At 67.6% G+C, this 17,096-nt stretch carries 21 protein-coding genes; 9 read left to right on the plus strand and 12 right to left on the minus strand.

Annotation, left to right across the window (positions count from 1 at the left end; translation table 11 throughout):
• Nucleotides 1-54 precede the first annotated feature (54 nt).
• Genes ACM0PB_RS15815 through ACM0PB_RS15825 form a run of 3 tightly spaced genes read right to left on the minus strand, consistent with a single transcriptional unit; the run spans nt 55 to nt 2,497 of the window.
• Entirely contained in the window at nt 55-738 is a 684-nt protein-coding gene (locus ACM0PB_RS15815) for an HAD family hydrolase (protein WP_065179277.1), read from the minus strand.
• Entirely contained in the window at nt 735-1,436 is a 702-nt protein-coding gene (locus ACM0PB_RS15820) for a pseudouridine synthase (RefSeq protein WP_053498050.1), read from the minus strand. The genes ACM0PB_RS15815 and ACM0PB_RS15820 overlap by 4 nt, the downstream gene beginning before the upstream one ends.
• Complete coding sequence (locus tag ACM0PB_RS15825) at nt 1,433-2,497, minus strand: class I SAM-dependent methyltransferase (RefSeq protein ID WP_065186688.1); 1,065 nt, start codon at nt 2,495-2,497, stop codon at nt 1,433-1,435. The genes ACM0PB_RS15820 and ACM0PB_RS15825 overlap by 4 nt, the downstream gene beginning before the upstream one ends.
• 158 nt (nt 2,498-2,655) lie before the next feature.
• On the opposite strand from ACM0PB_RS15825, the gene ACM0PB_RS15830 reads away from it, so the two are divergent.
• Nucleotides 2,656-2,919, plus strand: coding sequence for a hypothetical protein (locus ACM0PB_RS15830; RefSeq protein WP_005415125.1), 264 nt, complete (start codon nt 2,656-2,658; stop codon nt 2,917-2,919).
• 70 nt (nt 2,920-2,989) lie between these two features.
• Here the strand turns inward: ACM0PB_RS15830 and ACM0PB_RS15835 are convergent, their stop codons facing one another.
• Together ACM0PB_RS15835 and ACM0PB_RS15840 are read right to left on the minus strand one after the other, a co-directional pair.
• On the minus strand, nt 2,990-3,283 hold the full coding sequence (locus ACM0PB_RS15835) for a DUF3247 family protein (RefSeq protein WP_019660923.1): 294 nt from the start codon (nt 3,281-3,283) through the stop codon (nt 2,990-2,992).
• Between the two features lie 43 nt (nt 3,284-3,326).
• Complete coding sequence (locus tag ACM0PB_RS15840) at nt 3,327-5,315, minus strand: hybrid sensor histidine kinase/response regulator (RefSeq protein WP_065186687.1); 1,989 nt, start codon at nt 5,313-5,315, stop codon at nt 3,327-3,329.
• A 244-nt stretch (nt 5,316-5,559) separates the two neighbouring features.
• Between ACM0PB_RS15840 and ACM0PB_RS15845 the strand changes: the two genes are divergently transcribed.
• The gene (locus ACM0PB_RS15845; RefSeq protein WP_049412742.1) at nt 5,560-6,123 is read left to right on the plus strand and encodes a DUF3016 domain-containing protein; all 564 of its coding nucleotides are present in this window, start codon (nt 5,560-5,562) and stop codon (nt 6,121-6,123) included.
• Between the two features lie 181 nt (nt 6,124-6,304).
• On the opposite strand, the gene alr is transcribed toward ACM0PB_RS15845, so the two are convergent.
• Together alr and ACM0PB_RS15855 are read right to left on the minus strand one after the other, a co-directional pair.
• Nucleotides 6,305-7,372, minus strand: a complete 1,068-nt coding sequence (gene alr / locus ACM0PB_RS15850; RefSeq protein ID WP_053498060.1) for an alanine racemase — start codon at nt 7,370-7,372, stop codon at nt 6,305-6,307.
• Nucleotides 7,351-8,655 (minus strand): D-amino acid dehydrogenase, encoded by a 1,305-nt coding sequence (locus ACM0PB_RS15855; RefSeq protein ID WP_005415120.1) that lies wholly within the window; start codon nt 8,653-8,655, stop codon nt 7,351-7,353. Before ACM0PB_RS15855 ends, alr begins: the two co-directional genes overlap by 22 nt.
• Nucleotides 8,656-8,804: 149 nt before the next feature.
• On the opposite strand from ACM0PB_RS15855, the gene ACM0PB_RS15860 reads away from it, so the two are divergent.
• A complete protein-coding gene (locus ACM0PB_RS15860; protein ID WP_005407919.1) occupies nt 8,805-9,284 on the plus strand; it encodes an Lrp/AsnC ligand binding domain-containing protein in 480 nt (159 codons plus the stop codon).
• Nucleotides 9,285-9,395: 111 nt separating this feature from the next.
• Here ACM0PB_RS15860 and ACM0PB_RS15865 read toward each other — a convergent pair whose 3' ends face one another.
• Both ACM0PB_RS15865 and ACM0PB_RS15870 read right to left on the minus strand, forming a co-directional pair.
• Nucleotides 9,396-9,575, minus strand: coding sequence for a lana protein (locus tag ACM0PB_RS15865; protein WP_065186685.1), 180 nt, complete (start codon nt 9,573-9,575; stop codon nt 9,396-9,398).
• Between the two features lie 143 nt (nt 9,576-9,718).
• On the minus strand, nt 9,719-10,090 hold the full coding sequence (locus tag ACM0PB_RS15870) for a hypothetical protein (protein WP_053498066.1): 372 nt from the start codon (nt 10,088-10,090) through the stop codon (nt 9,719-9,721).
• A gap of 140 nt (nt 10,091-10,230) precedes the next feature.
• Between ACM0PB_RS15870 and msrB the strand changes: the two genes are divergently transcribed.
• The 5 genes from msrB (at nt 10,231) to ACM0PB_RS15895 (ending at nt 13,467) form a co-directional block, all read left to right on the plus strand.
• Complete coding sequence (msrB, locus tag ACM0PB_RS15875; RefSeq protein WP_005415117.1) at nt 10,231-10,698, plus strand: peptide-methionine (R)-S-oxide reductase MsrB; 468 nt, start codon at nt 10,231-10,233, stop codon at nt 10,696-10,698.
• 91 nt (nt 10,699-10,789) lie between these two features.
• Nucleotides 10,790-11,644: a flagellar motor stator protein MotA gene (gene motA, locus ACM0PB_RS15880; RefSeq protein ID WP_005407915.1), complete on the plus strand. Its 855-nt coding sequence runs from the start codon at nt 10,790-10,792 to the stop codon at nt 11,642-11,644.
• A 3-nt stretch (nt 11,645-11,647) separates the two neighbouring features.
• Complete coding sequence (motB, locus tag ACM0PB_RS15885; protein WP_065186684.1) at nt 11,648-12,586, plus strand: flagellar motor protein MotB; 939 nt, start codon at nt 11,648-11,650, stop codon at nt 12,584-12,586.
• Between the two features lie 97 nt (nt 12,587-12,683).
• Complete coding sequence (locus ACM0PB_RS15890) at nt 12,684-13,178, plus strand: hypothetical protein (protein ID WP_065196183.1); 495 nt, start codon at nt 12,684-12,686, stop codon at nt 13,176-13,178.
• 13 nt (nt 13,179-13,191) lie between these two features.
• A complete protein-coding gene (locus ACM0PB_RS15895; protein ID WP_005415114.1) occupies nt 13,192-13,467 on the plus strand; it encodes a DUF4031 domain-containing protein in 276 nt (91 codons plus the stop codon).
• Nucleotides 13,468-13,574: 107 nt separating this feature from the next.
• Here ACM0PB_RS15895 and ACM0PB_RS15900 read toward each other — a convergent pair whose 3' ends face one another.
• Nucleotides 13,575-14,117, minus strand: a complete 543-nt coding sequence (locus ACM0PB_RS15900; RefSeq protein ID WP_053498070.1) for a DUF6630 family protein — start codon at nt 14,115-14,117, stop codon at nt 13,575-13,577.
• A 90-nt stretch (nt 14,118-14,207) separates the two neighbouring features.
• Between ACM0PB_RS15900 and ACM0PB_RS15905 the strand changes: the two genes are divergently transcribed.
• Nucleotides 14,208-14,456 carry a DUF3297 family protein gene (locus ACM0PB_RS15905; protein WP_005415112.1) on the plus strand — a complete coding sequence of 83 codons (249 nt, stop codon included), beginning with the start codon at nt 14,208-14,210 and terminating at the stop codon, nt 14,454-14,456.
• Nucleotides 14,457-14,535: 79 nt separating this feature from the next.
• On the opposite strand, the gene ACM0PB_RS15910 is transcribed toward ACM0PB_RS15905, so the two are convergent.
• Together ACM0PB_RS15910 and ACM0PB_RS15915 are read right to left on the minus strand one after the other, a co-directional pair.
• Complete coding sequence (locus ACM0PB_RS15910) at nt 14,536-16,185, minus strand: Na+/H+ antiporter (protein ID WP_005415111.1); 1,650 nt, start codon at nt 16,183-16,185, stop codon at nt 14,536-14,538.
• A 117-nt stretch (nt 16,186-16,302) separates the two neighbouring features.
• A complete protein-coding gene (locus ACM0PB_RS15915) occupies nt 16,303-17,091 on the minus strand; it encodes a dioxygenase family protein (RefSeq protein ID WP_005415110.1) in 789 nt (262 codons plus the stop codon).
• Nucleotides 17,092-17,096 lie beyond the last annotated feature (5 nt).

Here is a 17,096-nt window from a genome sequence, read left to right on the forward strand (position 1 = left end):
GATGTAGAGCCGAGCCATGCTCGGCTCAGTGCCAACCAAGGTCGGCACCCACCGCTACTTCGGCAGCAACGGCAGCAGCAGCGCGTGCGCGTCTACCAGGGATCCAACGATGCGGTGTCCCAGGGCACGCAGCTCTTCATCCGGATGCACCAGGTCCGGCACCTGGATCACGGTCATGCCGGCCGCCAGCGCCGCGCGCGTACCGGCCGGTGAATCCTCCAGCGCCAGGCAACGCCCGGGCACCTGCCCCAATCGCTGCGCGGCCAGCAGGTAGATATCCGGCGCCGGCTTCGGCCGCGCCACGTCGCCACTGGTGATCACCGCATCGAAATACGGCAGCAGGCCAGCAGCGGCCAGCTTGCGGTTGGCCCGCGGCTGCCGCGTGGTGGTGGCCACCGCCCGCGGTACCGCGTGCACTTTCAGCAGCTCCAGCAGTTCCAGGATGCCCGGACGCAACGGCAACCCGGTCTGTGTGCGTGCCTCATACAGGTCGTGGCAACGTGCGGCCACCGCATCGATCACGCTGTCCTCGATGCCCTGCGCGCGCAGCAGCGCGTGCGAATCGCGGTCGCCGAGGCCGACCATGCGCAGGAACACCGTTTCATCCAGGCCCAGTCCGAACTCGTCGGCGGCCTGGCTCCAGCAGGCCAGCGAAACGCGCTCGCTGTCGATCATCAGGCCGTCCATGTCGAAGATGACGGCGTCGGGGAGGAACGGCAGCGCAGCAATGTTGGTCATGAAGCGAACAGCGTATCCAGGTCGGTGGAAGTGAGCTGCCGCCATTGCCCCTCGTCCAGCCCCTGCAGGTCCAGCCCGCCGACGCGGCTGCGATGCAGGGCCTGCACGTGGTTGCCGGTGGCGGCGAACATGCGGCGTACCTGATGGTAGCGGCCTTCGTGCAGCACCAGCCGCGCACGGCGCGCATCCAGCACCTCCAGTTCAGCCGGCAGCAGGGGCGTCTTCTCCGATTCCAGCATCAGCGTGCCGCTGGCGAACAGCGCCACCTCGTCGCCGCGCAGGTCCTCGCTCAACTCGACCTCATAGACTTTCGGCAGCTTCGACTTCGGCGAAATGATCCGGTGCAGCAGGCCACCATCGTCGGTCAGCAACAGCAGGCCACTGGTCTCGCGGTCGAGGCGGCCGACCGTGGACAGCACCGGATCGCGGTCGCGGAAGCGCGGCGGCAGCAGGTCGTAGATCAGGCGCCCGGTGTCCTTGGTCGAACAGGTGTAGCCGGCCGGCTTGTGCAGCGCGATCGACAGCCCCGGCGGTGGGTCCAGCGGCTCGCCATCGACCCGGATGGCGTCATGCGGTACCTGGTCGTCGGCATACAGCACCTCGCCATCGGCGTCGGTGACGCGGCCTTCGCGGAACATCCATTGCACCTGCTTGCGGCTGCCATAGCCCAGGTTGGCGATGTGCTTGACCAGCTTCACTTGCCCTTCCCCTTCACTGCTTCCACCAGCTTGAAACCGTCGCGTTCGGCGACCACGCGCACCGCGCCGAAGCTGTCGTTGAGGGTGTGCTCGTAAGGCAGGTGGCGGTTGGCCACCACGTACAGGCGCCCGCCCGGGCGCAATGCCTGCGCAGCCACGGCGATGAAGCGCTGGCCGATGTCCGGGCGGTCAGCGCGCGACGGCGTGTGGAACGGCGGGTTGCTGATGATGACGTCGTAGCCCGGCTCGATGCCGGCGGTGACGTCCTGCCACAGGAAGCGCAGCGGCAGCGGGCGCGGTGGCGGCGCCAGATTGAGCTCGGCCAGCGCCAGTGCGCGCTGCTCGGCCTCGTACAGGTCCAGCGCGGTGATCTTCGGGCAGCGTTCCAGGAGTTCGCGCGACAGGTAGCCGTAGCCGGCGCCGAGGTCGGCGGCGCGTCCGGCCAGGTCGGCCGGCAGGTGCTCGGCCAGCAGCGCCGACGCCGGATCGATGCGATCCCAGGCGAACACGCCCGGGCGGCTGAGGAAGCGACCGCCCACGATCGGGCGCACCGCATCCAGCGCCGACCAGCGCCTGGCCAGGTCAACGTCGTGCTGGCGCTGCAGCGGGGCGGTCCAGTACACGCGGCAGTGGTTCTTGGTCAGGCAGCCACCGAGGCCGGCCAACTGCTTGAGGTCGCCCTCGCCCGAACGCGCACCTTCGTTGTTGGACTGGCAGGCAACGATGCGGCCGCCGTCGGCGACCAGCGCCAGCGCACGGGCGAACAGCGCACGGGCTTCTTCGCGCTGGCGCGGCGGCAGCACCAGCACCAACGGGTAGCGGCCCTTGCCGGCCGCGTCATCCAGCTGCCCGCTGACGGTCCAACCGGCAGCCTGCTGCAGCGGTTGCGCGAACGGGGCGAAGCTCTGTTCGCAATGCACCTCGCGGTTGCCGGCCACTTCGCGCAATGGCCAGCCATCGCGGGCACGCAGGAAGGCCACCGGGCCCTCCGGCCAGCGCAGGGCGCCTTGGGAGAACGGCAGGAGCAGGGTCTGCAGGGGGGCGTCGTCGCTGGAGGCCATCGGCGCGGGTACTTCAAGCGTGAGGGCCGTCCATTGTACCGGCTTGGCCGGGCCGGCCCCGGCGGCCCGCTTTGCGAAACCCGAACGGGGCCTTGATCCGCCAGAAACATTGAAACGTTCAGGGTAGAGGCTCCCCCCGGAAACCCAGGAGAACCTGCATGCGAGCCTTGTTCGTCGGTGGCGTGGTCGACAACAGTGAAATGGACCTGGAAGGCAGCCATCCGCCCGTGCACTACCCCGAGGACACCGGCGGCGGCCACTCGCGCTACCGGCTGCATCAGATCGGTCATGGTGCCGACGGCAGCGTTGCCTACGCCGTCTATGGGGCACCGGACCTGGCCGATGACGAGGTGGCGAGGGTTGCAGAGGAGCGGGCGTACGCACGCCGATTCGAGGCGACGCCGACGTTGTTCGAGCATTGACACATCCGTAGCGCCCTGGCCCACGCTCGGACGGCGGCAGAGCCGAGCGTGGGCTCGGCTCTACCTCGGATCAAGGCGCCTTGGGTGGCAGGCGGTTGATACTGGCGATTTCATCCAGCCACACATGGTGCTGCTGCACCGGCGTGTCGTAGTCATCCAGGCGCAACTGGCCGTTGCTGCCTTCATCACCAGCGGCGTTGCGGTATTGCTGCACAGTTGGCCTCACCGCCACCGTGCCGAGCAGGCGGCGGCCATCGTGCAGAATCAGTTCCACCTGCGTTTCGCCATCCAGCTGCGGCAGCAGGGCTTCCAGGCGCGCGATCTGCGCCGGATCGGTGTGGATACGTGGAGCTATACGGGACATCGGCGACCTCCTGACTGCAGGGTCGCCTATCGGCCGTGAATGTTCAGTGCAGCGCGCTGTCCGCGCGCGGCACCTGCACCTTGCGCACGGCAGCCACCAGCTGCGCTACCGAGTACGGCTTGGCCACATGCTCCTGGAAGCCCGAGGCCAGCGCGCGGCGACGGTCGTCGGCACGCGCCAGTGCAGTCACCGCCACCGCAGGCAAGGCCGCCGCGTCCACGCCCATGTCCTCGCGCAAGGTGCGCACCAGCCCATAGCCATCCATGCCCGGCATGCCGATGTCGGTCAGCAGCACGTGGTATTGCAGGTGGCCGGTGTCGGCCAGCAGTGCCAGCGCTTCGCCGGCCGAACTGGCCGCAGACACGCTGGCGCCCTGCTCTTCCAGCATGCGCCGCAAGTACTCCAGCACTTCCGGCTGGTCTTCCACCGCCAGCACATGCATGCCGCGCAGCGGATACGGCTCGACGATCACCGGCTCCAGGATCGGCCCGCTGATCACTTCGCGCAGCGGCCGCCGTTCGGCATCGGGAACATGCTGGGGCAGGCGCACGGTGAAGGTCGCGCCGTGGCCGTGGCCCTCGCTGGCCGCAGTGACCGTGCCACCATGCAGTTCCACCAGCTGCTGCACGATCGCAAGGCCCAGGCCCAGGCCGCCATGGCGGCGGGTGGTGGTGCCGTCGGCCTGGCGGAAGCGGCTGAACAGATGATTGAGGAATTCGGGTGCGATGCCATCACCGCTGTCACGCACGGTGATCTCCCAGTAGTTGCCGTCAGCCCGCAGCTGCAGGTCGATGCGGCCTTCAGCCGGGGTGAACTTGATCGCGTTCGAGAGCAGGTTCCAGAACACCTGCTGCAGGCGCGTGGCGTCGCCCAGCACCAGGCTGGGTTGCGTGGGCAGCTGCAGGTGCACGTCCAGCGCCTTGCCTTCGGCCACCAGTTCCTGCGCGCCGATCGCCTCACCCAGCACCGCGCACAGGTCCAGCACTTCCACCTCCAGCTGCACCTTGCCCAGCAGCATGCTGCTGAGGTCGAGCATGTCCGAGATCAGCCGCTTCTGCGCACCGGCGCTGTTGGCGATCACGTTCAGGCCCTTGTACAGCGGACTGGTGTTGTCCACTCGCTGCAGAAGCAATTCGCTCCAGCCGAGGATGGTAGTCAACGGCGTACGCAGCTCATGCGACAGCGTGGCCAGGAATTCATCCTTCAGCCGCGCCATGTTTTCCGCAGCACTGCGCGCGGCACGCTCGGACTGCAGCAGTTCCTCGCGGGCCAGCTCGATCTCGCGGCGTTCGGTCACGTCCGGGCTGCTGCCGGCCAGGCCGATGAAGCGGCCCATGCGCGAGAAGCGCGGGCGGGCGTTCATCTCCAGCCAGCGCCACTGGCCATCGGCACGGCGTGCGCGCACCAGCGCATGCATGGAGCGCTGCGCCTTCAATGCTTCCTGCAGTTCGTACTCGAAGACCGATGCGTCGTCCGGATGCACCAGGCCGCGCCAGACGTCCTCCGGCACGCGCGTCTCGTCACCGCCGAAGAACTCGCTGAAGGCACTGTTGACGAAACGGGCATGGCCGCGCTCGTCCAGCACCCACACCGGCATCGGCAGGCCGTCGGCCAGCGCACTGAAGCGGGCTTCGCTTTCGCCCAGCTCCACTTCCATCTGCTTGCGTGCGGTGATGTCGAAGAACAGGATGCCGACCTTGTCCTCGCCCGGCCGGCCCACGCGCACCGCATCCACCGCGAACGAGCGGCCCAGCGCACGCGCCTCCATCTCGAACTGGGCCGGGCGGCCGCTGCGTGCGACCTCGCCATAGATGCGGAACCAGTCCTGCTCATGGCCGGGCTCCAGCGCCGTCATGCGCTTTCCACGCGCATCCTTCAGCCCTGTGTGGCGCTCGAAGGCATCGTTGACCTCGATGAAGCGGTAGTCGACCGCACGATCACCCTCGAACAGCACCTGGATCACGCAGAAACCGGCGTTGATGCGCTCAAGCACGCCATGATGCAGGTCGGGTTCGGGCGCCGGCACCGTCATCGGTGGGCGCTCCACGAGGGGCGGCAGTGTGGACAAGGGTGTCTGTGCAGGCCAGGTTGGAGGCACAGCATCTTCCAAAGGGCGTATTCACAGCGTCAAGCGCCGTCAGTCATGGTTGACGTCGATGAATTGGCGGCAACCGCTCTTGCAGACGACGCATGCGGCCATTGCCGATACCGGGAAGCAGGATCACACTCGATCTGTGATCAACATCGCCCCCATCGAGGGGACGCAGGAGACCGTGATGAAACGCTCACTCGCGATTGCCCTGTTGGCAGGCGCCCTGGCGGCGGGCGGCGCCAGTGCGGCACCGCGCACCGTGACCGACCCGGAAGCTCCCCGCGCATTGCAGGCCGATGGCCCGGTCAGCGTGAAGTGGGACGATCCGGCCAAATTCACCGAGATCCGCCAGAGTACCAACCGCTTCGAGGCCGAGCGTGGCGACTGGGTGCAGCAGCTGGCACGCTACCTGCAGACCGCTGCCGCCAAACCGCTGCAACCGGGACAGACGCTTGATGTGACCCTGGTCGACATCAAGCGCGCCGGTGACTACGAGCCGTGGCACGGCCCGCGCGGCCGCGACATCCGGATCATGCGCGACATCTACCCACCGCGGATCAGCCTGCAGTACACGCTGAAGGACGCCAGCGGCCGCATCGTCAGCGAGGGCGACGCGCGCCTGAGCGATACCGGCTACCTGCACAACATCGGCCTGAAGAGCGACAGCGATCCACTGCGCTACGAAAAGCGCCTGATCGACGACTGGGTGAAGCGGCAGCTGACAGCGCAGGCCACCGCAGCACGGTAGGCCGTAGGCCCATCGGCAGGTGTCGACCTTGATCGACACGCATTACAGGGCGCCGACCAAGGTCGGCCGCTACCAGAGTCGCGCCCGGCGCCCCGTACCGGGCGACCGCTACGCGTAAAGCCCATCGGTAGGTGTCGACCTTGGTCGACACGCATTCAAGGCGCCGAGCGTGGGCTCGGCTCTACACGTACACCTTCGCCACACGCTTGACCGCGCACGGCAGCTGGTAGGCACTCACGCCACAGCGCGGCGCCAGCTCCGACAGCGTCGGCGCGCAACCCCACAGCTCCACCACGCTGCCGATGCCGGCCTGCGGATGCGCGGTCAGGTCCACCGTCAACATGTCCATCGACACGCGCCCGATCAGGCCGCCGGGCTGCCCGTCGATCAGCACCGGGGTGCCGTTCGGGGCGAACTGCGGGTAACCGTCGGCATAGCCAAGCGCGACCACGCCTACGCGGGTGCGTGCCTTGGCCACGAAGCGTGCGCCATATCCCACCGGTTCACCGGCTTCGATCCAGCGCTCGGCGATCACCTTGGACTGCATCGTCATCACCGGGCGCAGGCGCGCGGTCAGCGCGGTGCTGTCCGGCAGCGGGTTGGCGCCGTACAGCATCAGGCCGGGCCGCACCCAATCGCTGCGCACCTCCGGCCAGCCCAGCAGCGCCGGCGAATTGCACACGCTGGTCTCGCCGTGCAGGCCGTCGATGGCGCGCGCGAAGGTCGCGGCCTGCTCGCGGGTGCGCTCGCTGTCCAGTTCGTCGGCACGTGCCAGGTGGGTCATCAGCACGATGCGCTCGACCTGCGGCAGCGCCGACAGGCGTGCATGCGCCGCGCGGAAGCTGTCCACGTCCAGGCCGAGGCGGTGCATGCCGCTGTCCAGCTTCAGCCACACCGTCAACGGGCGCGGGCTGTCGAACGCCGCCAGTGCCTCCACTTGCCACGGCGAACCGACGGCGAACCAGAAGTCATGCTCGGCCACCAGCGCCATGTCGCTGGGCTCGAAGATGCCTTCCAGCAGCAGGATCGGCGCACGGATGCCGGCCTGGCGCAGCTCCAGTGCCTCTTCGATGGTGGCCACGCCGAAACCATCGGCCTCGCCTTCCAGCGCCTGCGCACAGCGCACCGCGCCATGCCCATAGGCATCGGCCTTGATGATCGCCAGCGCCTTGCCCCCGCCCAGTTCACGGGCGAGGCGGTAGTTGCTGCGCAGGGCGCCCAGATCGATCAGCGCGCGGGCAGGACGCATGTGCGGTTCTCGTGTTGCGGCGCGTGACCGTACTGGCCGTAGCGGAAAATATCCAGGCCTTCGGTGCTGATCTGCGGCTGTCGCGCGCTCATCAGGTCGGCCAGGTAGCGGCCCGAGCCGCAGGCCATGGTCCAGCCCAGCGTGCCGTGGCCGGTGTTGAGGTACAGGTTGCGGAACGGCGTGGCGCCGATCACCGGCGTACCGTCCGGCGTAGCCGGGCGCAGGCCGGTCCAGAACTGCGCGCGCGACAGGTCACCGCCCTTCGGGTAGAGGTCACGGACCACCAGTTCCAGGGTCTCGCGGCGGCGCTGCGACAGCGACAGGTCGAAGCCGGCCACCTCGGCCATGCCGCCGACACGGATGCGGTCGTCGAAGCGGGTCACCGCCACCTTGTAGCTCTCATCGAGGATGGTCGAGGTCGGCGCCATCGCCGGGTCGGTGATCGGCAGGGTCAGCGAGTAACCCTTCAGCGGGTACACCGGCAGGCGCATGCCCAGCGGTGCGACCAGCGCCGGTGAGTAGCTGCCGAGCGCAACCACGAAGCGGTCGGCGGTTTCCAGCTTGCCGTCGATGCGCACGCCGGTGATGCGGTCGCCATCGAACTCCAGGCCGGTGATGTCCTGGTCGAAGCGGAATTCAACGCCGGCATCCACGCACATCTGCGCCAGGCGGCGGGTGAACAGTTGGCAGTCGCCGGTCTGGTCACGCGGCAGGCGCAGCGCGCCGACCAGGCCATCGACGTGGGCCAGGGCCGGTTCGGCCTGGATGATGCCGGCGCGGTCCAGCACCTCGTACGGCACGCCGTACTGGGCCAGGATCTCGATGTCCTGCGCCGAGGCATCCAGCTGCTGCTGGGTGCGGAACAACTGGGTGGTGCCCAGGTCGCGGCCTTCGAATTCGATGCCGATCTGCGCGCGCAGCTCGTTCAGGCAGTCGCGGCTGTACTCGGACATGCGCACCATGCGCGCCTTGTTGATCGCATAACGCTCGTGGGTACAGTTGCGCAGCATCTGCCACAGCCAGCGGTACTGGGCCAGGTCCATGCCCGGCTTGATCGCCAGCGGCGCGTGTTTCTCGAACAGCCAGCCGATCGCCTTCTTCGGCACGCCCGGCGCCGCCCACGGCGAGGTGTAGCCGAACGACAGCTGGCCGGCATTGGCGAAGCTGGTCTCCAGCGCTGGGCCGGGCTGGCGGTCGATGACCGTGACTTCAAACCCGGCCTGTCGCAGGTACCAGGCACTGGTAGTGCCGATCACGCCGCTGCCGAGAACTAGGACTCGCATGGGACTTCTCCAACCCGATCATTCCCTGCACTGGAGCGTGCCGGGGCCATAATTGGGGAAGTATAGACAGCCAATACCAGTTGATTTGCCTGAATTGAAATCAACCGGCAGGATGTTCTCCTGCAATTCATTCCCCAAGGTTGACGGCCATGGCCACCCGTACCCGCGAACTGGACAAGATCGACCGCAAGATCCTGCGCATCCTGCAGGCCGAAGGCCGCATCTCCTTCACCGAGCTGGGCGAGCGGGTCGGCCTGTCGACCACCCCGTGCACCGAGCGGGTGCGCCGCCTGGAACGCGAAGGGGTAATCACCGGCTATCACGCCCACCTCGACCCGGCCGCGGTAAAGGCCAGCCTGCTGGTGTTCGTGGAGATCAGCCTGGCCTACAAGTCCGGCGACATCTTCGAGGAGTTCCGGCGCGCCGCGCTGAAGCTGCCCAACGTGCTGGAGTGCCACCTGGTGTCGGGCGACTTCGATTACCTGCTGAAAGCACGGATCAGTGAAATGGCTTCCTACCGCAAGCTGCTCGGCAGCACGTTGCTGACACTGCCGCATGTACGTGAGTCGAAGAGCTACATCGTGATGGAAGAGGTGAAGGAGACGCTGAGCCTGCCGATTCCGGATTGAAGCTGGGAACCGGTTGGGGTCAGAGCCCGCTGCGCGGGATCCGACCCCGGTCGGCATCTGGCAAGGGGTCGGATCCCGCGCAGCGGGCTCTGACCCCGGTCATGGCGACAGTCAGCGCTGCTGCGGATGCTTCTGCGTGCGCTGTTCCTGCTGCTTGCCGCCCTTGTGCGGCGGCTGCGGCTCCATCTGTTGCTGTTGCTGTTGCTGCTGCGGGTTGCGGCCCTGCGGTTCCTTGCCGGGATGACGGTTCTGCTGGTTTTTCATGGTCGCGATCCAGTGGACGAAGGACATGCGGCGGCGGAATGCCGGCGCAGGGCCACGGTGGTCCCGCAACGGTTAATCGCAGGCGAAAAAGCAGTGATCGGCTGGATGCTGTTTTCGTGCGTTCAGCCCGCTCAGCGTCAGCCAGCAGCCAACCTTGGTGGCACCAGGACTCAGCGCTTGATCTGCTGCCCATCGCCGGCCGGCACGCTGTCGTAATAGCGGCCGGTGCGCGAATCGAACACGCGGTTCGGGCCGGCCGGGCGCACGCCCGGAACGATGCGGCCATTGCGGTCATAGACCTTGTCGGCCGGCTTCGGCACCGGCGTCGGCGCGACCCGGGCCGGCCCGGTGGATCTGATCGGCTGCGCCGGCTGCGGCGACGGCAGCACCTGCGGTTGCGGGCGAGCGGCCTGTGGCGGTGGTGCCACGGGCTGCGGGGCCACGGTGGTCGCGCTGCGGGTCGCAGTCGGGTCGGCGGTCGGCACCTGCGCCAGCGCGACGATGGGCAACAGGGCCAGCAGCAGGGGAAGGATTGGTTTCATGGCACGCTCCGGCGTGGATCGCGTTCAGCTTGCGCCCGCCCCTGTGTGCCGCCCATGAACGGCCATCACACTTGCAAGGTCGCGTCTTCACCCCCACGTTTTCCGCCATCCCCAGGCCATCGACCCCACGGAGCGCCGCCATGACCGCTTTCGACCTGACGCCCCCCACTGCCACCCAGACCGAGGCGCTGATCGCTGGCCTCAGCAGCGAGGAGCGCCGCGTGCTGCTGCAGCACGGCACCGAGGCGCCGTTCTGCGGCGTGTTCCTCGACAACAAGCGCGAGGGGGTCTACTGCTGCAGGCTGTGCGCGCTGCCACTGTTCCGCTCCAGCACCAAGTTCGATTCCGGCACCGGCTGGCCCAGCTTCTTTGCCCCGTTCGACCCCGCGCATGTGCGCGAGATCCGTGATACCAGCCACGGCATGGTGCGCACCGAGATCACCTGCGCGCGCTGCGGCAGCCACTTGGGCCACGTGTTCCCGGATGGTCCGCCGCCCACCTACGAGCGCCACTGCCTGAACTCCGTCTCACTTTCGTTCACCGGCAATGGCGAGCCCTGGCCCGATCCGTTGCAGCGTGGCGGCGCAGAAAGCGGCGTGGCGGGCTGAAACACCCCGCTGACCGATTTCACAGAATTCCCTCTTCAGAAAACCGGGCGACGGGCCGACAAGGAGATATCCCCTCTCCTTGCGTCGCCCCATGCTCATCATCGTTGGATTCCTGGTCGTCATCATCAGCGTGATCGGGGGCTACCTCGGTGCCCACGGCCGCCTGGGTGCCCTCTGGCAGCCCTATGAGCTGGTCATCATCGGCGGCGCCGCGCTCGGCGCCTTCCTGGTCGGTACCCCGGCCAAGACGGTCAAGCAGACCCTGCAGGCCATGGTGGGTGTGTTCAAGGGCCCGCGCTACAAGCAGCAGGACTACATCGATGTGCTCAGCCTGCTCTATGAACTGCTCAACAAGGCCCGCCGCGAAGGCTTCATGGCGTTGGAAGACCATGTCGAGCGCCCGGCCGAAAGCGCGCTGTTCGGCAACTACCCCAAGGTGCAGGCCGACCACCACCTGATCGATTTCATCACCGACTGCCTGCGCCTGATGATCGGCAGCAACATCGAGCCGCATGAGCTGGAACCGCTGCTGGAACTGGAGCTGGAAAAGCACCACGCCGAGGCCATGGCCCCCTCACAGGTGCTGACCAAGGTCGCCGACGGGCTGCCCGGTTTCGGCATCGTCGCCGCGGTGCTGGGCATCGTCATCACCATGGGCTCGATCGGTGGCGACATCGTCGAGGTCGGTGGCCACGTGGCCGGCGCGCTGGTCGGTACGTTCCTGGGCATCCTGCTGGGCTACGGCTTCGTCGGCCCGATGGCCGCCGCGATGGAGGCCCGCGCCGAGCAGGACAGCCGCATCTACGAATCGGTCAAGACCGCCCTGCTGGCCTGCCTGCGCGGTTACAACCCGAAGATCGCGCTGGAGTTCGCCCGCAAGACGCTGCCGTCGAACGTGCGCCCGGCCTTCTCCGATTTCGAGCAGCACCTGAAGACGGTCAAGTAAGCCATGGCCGAGACCAAGCCCACCGTCATCGTCCGCCGGGTCAAGAAGGCCGGCCACGCCGCCCATCATGGTGGTTCGTGGAAGGTGGCCTATGCCGACTTCGTGACCGCGATGATGGCGTTCTTCCTGGTGCTGTGGCTGATGGCCACCACCAACAAGAACGACCGTGCGGCCATTTCCGAGTACTTCCGCAACCCCAGCCCGTTGAGCGGTCAGAGCGCCACGCCGGCGCCCGGCATGGCCGGCCCGGGCGGCGCCAGCACCTCGATGATCAAGCTGGGCGGTGCCACCGACATTTCGCGTGGCAACAGCAACGACCCCTTCCAGAACCAGAAGGAAGCGGTACCGCAGCCGGTGGACCAGCAGCAGCGCGACAAGCAGCAGCTGGAAGCACTGATGAAGGAGCTGCAGGAAGCGATCAGCAGGAGCCAGGCCCTGGAGCCGTTCAAGGACCAGCTGCTGCTGGACCTGACCCCGGAGGGCCTGCGCATCCAGATCGTGGACAAGCAGAACCGGCCGATGTTCGACCTCGGCAGCGCCACGCTGAAACCGTACACGCAGCAGATCCTGCACGAGCTGGCCAACTACCTGAACCACGTGCCGAACCGGATCAGCCTGACCGGCCACACCGACATCACCGCCTATTCGGCTGCACGTGGCTACGGCAACTGGGAACTGAGCGCCGATCGTGCCAATGCCGCCCGCCGCGCGCTGGTGGACGGCGGCCTGGAGGACAACAAGATCACCCGCGTGGTCGGTCTGTCTTCATCGGTGCTGTTCGACAAGGCCGACCCGCAGAACCCGATCAACCGCCGCATCAGCATCGTGGTGATGACCCAGGCCGCCGAAGCTGCCGCCTTGGCCGGTGCCGGCCCGCAGGTGGGGCTGTCGGCGCCGACCGCCGACCCGGACGTGCAGGCCGCGCAGGGTGAGGCGCACTGAACCGGGGTCAGATCCCTTTCCCCTGGAAAGGGATCTGACCCCACCTGCGTGCGGCCGCTACAATGGCGGTCTTTCCGTTTCCAGGTGACCCCACCCCATGTCCCAGAACTCCAAGGCCAAGCGCGACAAGCGCAAGAAGCAGCAGGCCAAGCGCCCGTTCCTGCGCCTGAATGCCCAGCAGCAGGTGCAGAACCATGCCGTGCTGACCAACGAAGACGGCCAGGTGGTCGCCGCCATCGGCCTGCAGGGCCGCGAATGGCTGCTGGCCATCGGTGGTCAGACCATGGGCAACGCCGAGAACCCGGTGCCGATGCTGGCCATGCTCAAGCACCTGTCCAACGTGCAGGAAAAGGAAGGCCGCAAGGTCAACCTGGAGTATTCCGAGCTGCTGCAGAAGCTGCTGGACGCCCTGGCCGCCGAATCCGGCCAAACCGCTGACGAGTACCTGGACAAGCTGGTGTCCGAGTTCGAGACCGTGGAAGCCGAAGAAGGCGAAGAAGCCACTGAGGCCGCCGAAGGCGATGTGGTTGAAGCTGCTGCCGACGCCGAGGCCAGCCCGGCCGCTGACAGCGACAGCAAGCCGCAGGCCTGAACCGGCCGCGGCGGTGACGGTCTACGTCGATGACGCGGTGCATCCCTGGCGCGGACAGCGCTGGGCGCACCTGATGGCCGACACCCTGGCCGAGCTGCACGCGATGGCGGCGCAGCTCGGCATCCCACCGCGGGCCTTCCAGAACAAGGCCAGCGGTGCCCACTACGATGTCACGGCCGAGCTGCGTACGCAGGCGATCGCGCTTGGCGCGCGAGCGATTTCCCGGCACACCGATCGTGACCTGGTCAAAGCGGTGATTGCCAACGCCAGGGCGCAGTACCGGCCGTAGGCGCGCTGCCGTTTGCCTCCTGTAGAGCCGAGCCCATGCTCGGCTGCTCTACGCGGACTGCAGCCGAGCGCGGGCTCGGCTCTACATGCGCAGCGCTGCCGGCCCGTTCAGAACGGGTCGCTGCCCAGTCGGATCTCCACGTTCAGCAGCGAGCACAGCGCCAGCATCGCGTCGTCGTCACGGGTCAGCGCCATCACGCCGGTGAAGCCGTCGCTGCCGGTATCCACGCTCCACAGCGTGTAGTTGTGCTCGCGCAGGCGGTCGAAGGCGGTGGACATCAGCTGCACACCGTCCAGGTCCTCGGCGAAGTCCTCGTCATCCAGGTCGCCGCCCCAGTCCAGCTGCAGGTTGAAGCGCGCCGACAGCTCGTTGACCGCCGACTGCAGCGATTCCAGGTCGTCGCGCTCCACCTCGAAACCGGACTGCCAGGCGATGGCGGTGAACAGCGCCGGCAACCAGTCGCTGTCCGCTTCCAGCGGCTGCCCGTCCTCGGACAGGTGCTCGCGCCAGCGGTTGAACTGCTGCAGGGCCAACTCTTCGTCGCCCGGGTTGATCAGCACCAGCAGGTTCCAGACCCGCGCCTCGAATCCATCCTCGTCGAAGTCGTGGATGTCTTCCTCGAAGTCGAAATAGTCGCTGTTGTCGGGCATGGCGGAACGTCCTCTGGGGCAGGCCGGCATTCTACGGTTTATCCTGTGCCGCTGAAGCCGGCCTTGGTGGCCGTCACTGTGAATGAAGCGATGAGCGATACCCCTCCCGACCACCTGGCGATCAACCCGGCCAGCCCCTTCCATGATGCGCAGGCGCTGGAGCGCGGCGTCGGCGTGCGTTTCAACGACGTCGAGCGCGACAACGTCGAGGAATACTCGGTCAGCGAAGGCTGGATCCGCGTGCAGGCCGGCAAGGCCCGCGACCGCCGCGGCAACCCGATGACGATCAAGGTCAAGGGCAAGGTCGAAGTGTATTTCCTGGACCAGAAGCCGGAATAACCGGCTGTTCCGACTTGGCGTCAGATCCCTTTCCTGCGGAAAGGGATCTGACGCCGCTCGACGGCGCATGGCCGCCGAGTCACTCGCGCTTGCGCGATTCCAGCAGGTCCAGGTTGCGGATCAGGCGCCGCGAGATCTCATCGGAGATCACCCCGCGCCGGGTCAACCGGAACAGCTCCTCACGCTCGGCATTGAGGCCGGCGCTGCGCAGCTGGCGGTAACCCAGCTCCATGCGCCGGACTTTCTCCGGGTCCACGTCGGGCCCGTCGTTGTCCTTCTCCAGGTGCCGCTGATACAGCAGGCTCACCCGCGAGGCAGCGTCGTTGTACAGCTGCACGTTCTCGGTATTCTGGTTCATCACCAGCTGCTGGCGCATGCGCTCGACCCCGGCCAGCGCGGCCTTTGACGACAGCCGGCGTGCCAGGTCCTCTTCCTTGCGCTCGCCCGAATCGGCCGGCAGCTGCAGGCCCTTCAGCAGCTGCGGCAGCGCCACGCTGGCGCCGACCAGCGAGAACAGGATCACCGCCGCGGCCAGGAAGATCACCAGGTCGCGCGCCGGGAACGCGCTGCCATCAGGCAGGAACAACGGCAGGGTCAGCACGCCGGCCAGGGTGATCGCGCCGCGCACGCCGGCCACCGAGGTCGCCACCACGATGCGCCAGTTCGGTGCCTCGCCGCGTTCCAGGCCTCGGCGGCGTGCACGCAGCAGGTTCCAGCGCAGCGACAACCATACCCACAGCAGGCGCAACAGGATCAGCGCCAGGTTGATCACCACCACGTACACCAGCAGCCACCATGCACTCTGGTGGCCGGACTCGTTCATGGTGGTGGTGGCACGCTCGACGATGCCGGGCAGCTGCTCGCCCAGCAGCACGAACATGATGCCGTTGAAGCTGAACTGCAGCATGTTCCAGACGCCCGCGCGCTGTACGCGCATGCTGCCGGAGACACGGCCGGTCAGCTCGACGTAGCTCATCGCGATACCGGCCGCTACGGCAGCGAGGATACCCGAGGCATGGATTTCTTCGGCCAGCAGGTAGGCCGCGAACGGAATCAGCAGGTTGACCAGCATCGCCGCACCCGGTTCCTCGCCGAAGCGGCGCCACAACCAGCGCTGGAAGGTGGAGACACCGAGGGTGACCGCCACGCCCACCGCAAGGCCGGCCACCGCCACCCACAGGAAGGTCAGCGAGGCCGTGGCCAGCGAGAAGGAGCCGGTCATCACCGCCGCCACCGCGAAACGGAAGCAGACCAGGCCGGACGCATCGTTGAGCAACGACTCGCCTTCCAGGATGTGCATCAGTCGCTTGGGAATCGGTGCCTTGGAGGCGATCGCGCCGACCGCCACCGGGTCGGTCGGCGAGACGATGGCCGCCAGCGCAAAGCACACCGCCAGCGGCATCACCGGAATCATCCAGTGGATCAGCAGGCCGGCACCGATGACGGTGAACACCACCAGGCCGAACGCCAGTTCGAGGATCGCGCCCTTGTCGCGGAACAGACCCTGCTTGGGGATGCGCCAGCCATCAAGGAACAGCAGCGGCGGCAGGAACAGCAGGAAGAACACTTCCGGCTCCAGCGCGTGGCCGCGGTTGAACACCCCGGCGATGACCGCGCCCAGGCCGATCTGCACCAGCGGCAGCGGCAACGAGAACGGGAGGACGCGAACCAGGTAGCCGCTGGCGACAACGGCCACCAGCATCGCCAGGACGACTTCAATGGTATGCATGCTTCTTCCAGGAAGCGGCGCGCGGGGAGGCTCGAAGGCCAGCGCCGGAAACCCGGAAAAAACTACCACATGCGGCCATGAGCGCGACGGCCGGGGCGGTCGCGCGTCAGCCCCGGCTCATGCCCCGTCGAAGCGGTACAGGTCCATGGCGAGGAAGCCGGCATCGATGCCGGCATCGATGCGGCGTGCACCGAAGCCGTCCTCGCCGGCTGCGCCCATCGCGAAGAACAGCGGCAGCAGGTGCTCGTCGGTCGGGTGCGCGCGTTCGGCGAACGGTGCCTGCCGGCGGTAGTCGAACAGGGCCTGGCGATCATCGGCGGCCAGGCGCTGCTCGACCCACTCGATGAAGGGCCGCACGTACGACGCTTCCTTGCCATCCTGGTAGTCGCCCCAGTCGTGCAGGTTGTGGGTGATGCTGCCCGAGCCGACCAGCAGCACGCCCTGCTCACGCAGTGGCGCCAGCGCGCGGCCCAGCGCGAACTGGTGCCCGGGGCCGAGCAGCGGCTGGATCGACAGCGGCACCACGGGGATGTCGGCTTGCGGGCGCAGCAGCCGCAGCGGCACCCACGCGCCATGGTCGAGGCCACGCTGAGGGTCGAGCGCCACCGGCAGGCCGGCAGCGGCGATGCGGCGGGCCACTTCTTCGGCCAGCGCCGGATCGCCGGGCGCCGGGTACTGCAGTTCGAACAGCGCGCGCGGGAAGCCGCCGAAGTCATGGATCGTCGGCGGCTGCGGATGCGCGCCGACCAGCGGCTGCCGACCCAGCCAGTGCGCCGAGGCCATCACGATGGCGCGCGGCGTCGGCAGGTCGCGCGCCAGCTCGGCCAGGCGCACGCCGACCTGGCCCGGATGCAGGGCGGTCATCGGCGAGCCGTGGGAGATGTACAACGAAGGCAGGCGGGACATGGAAT

It is taken from the genome of Stenotrophomonas sp. AR029, assembly GCF_047520695.2.
Classification (GTDB): Bacteria; Pseudomonadota; Gammaproteobacteria; order Xanthomonadales; family Xanthomonadaceae; genus Stenotrophomonas; species Stenotrophomonas sepilia.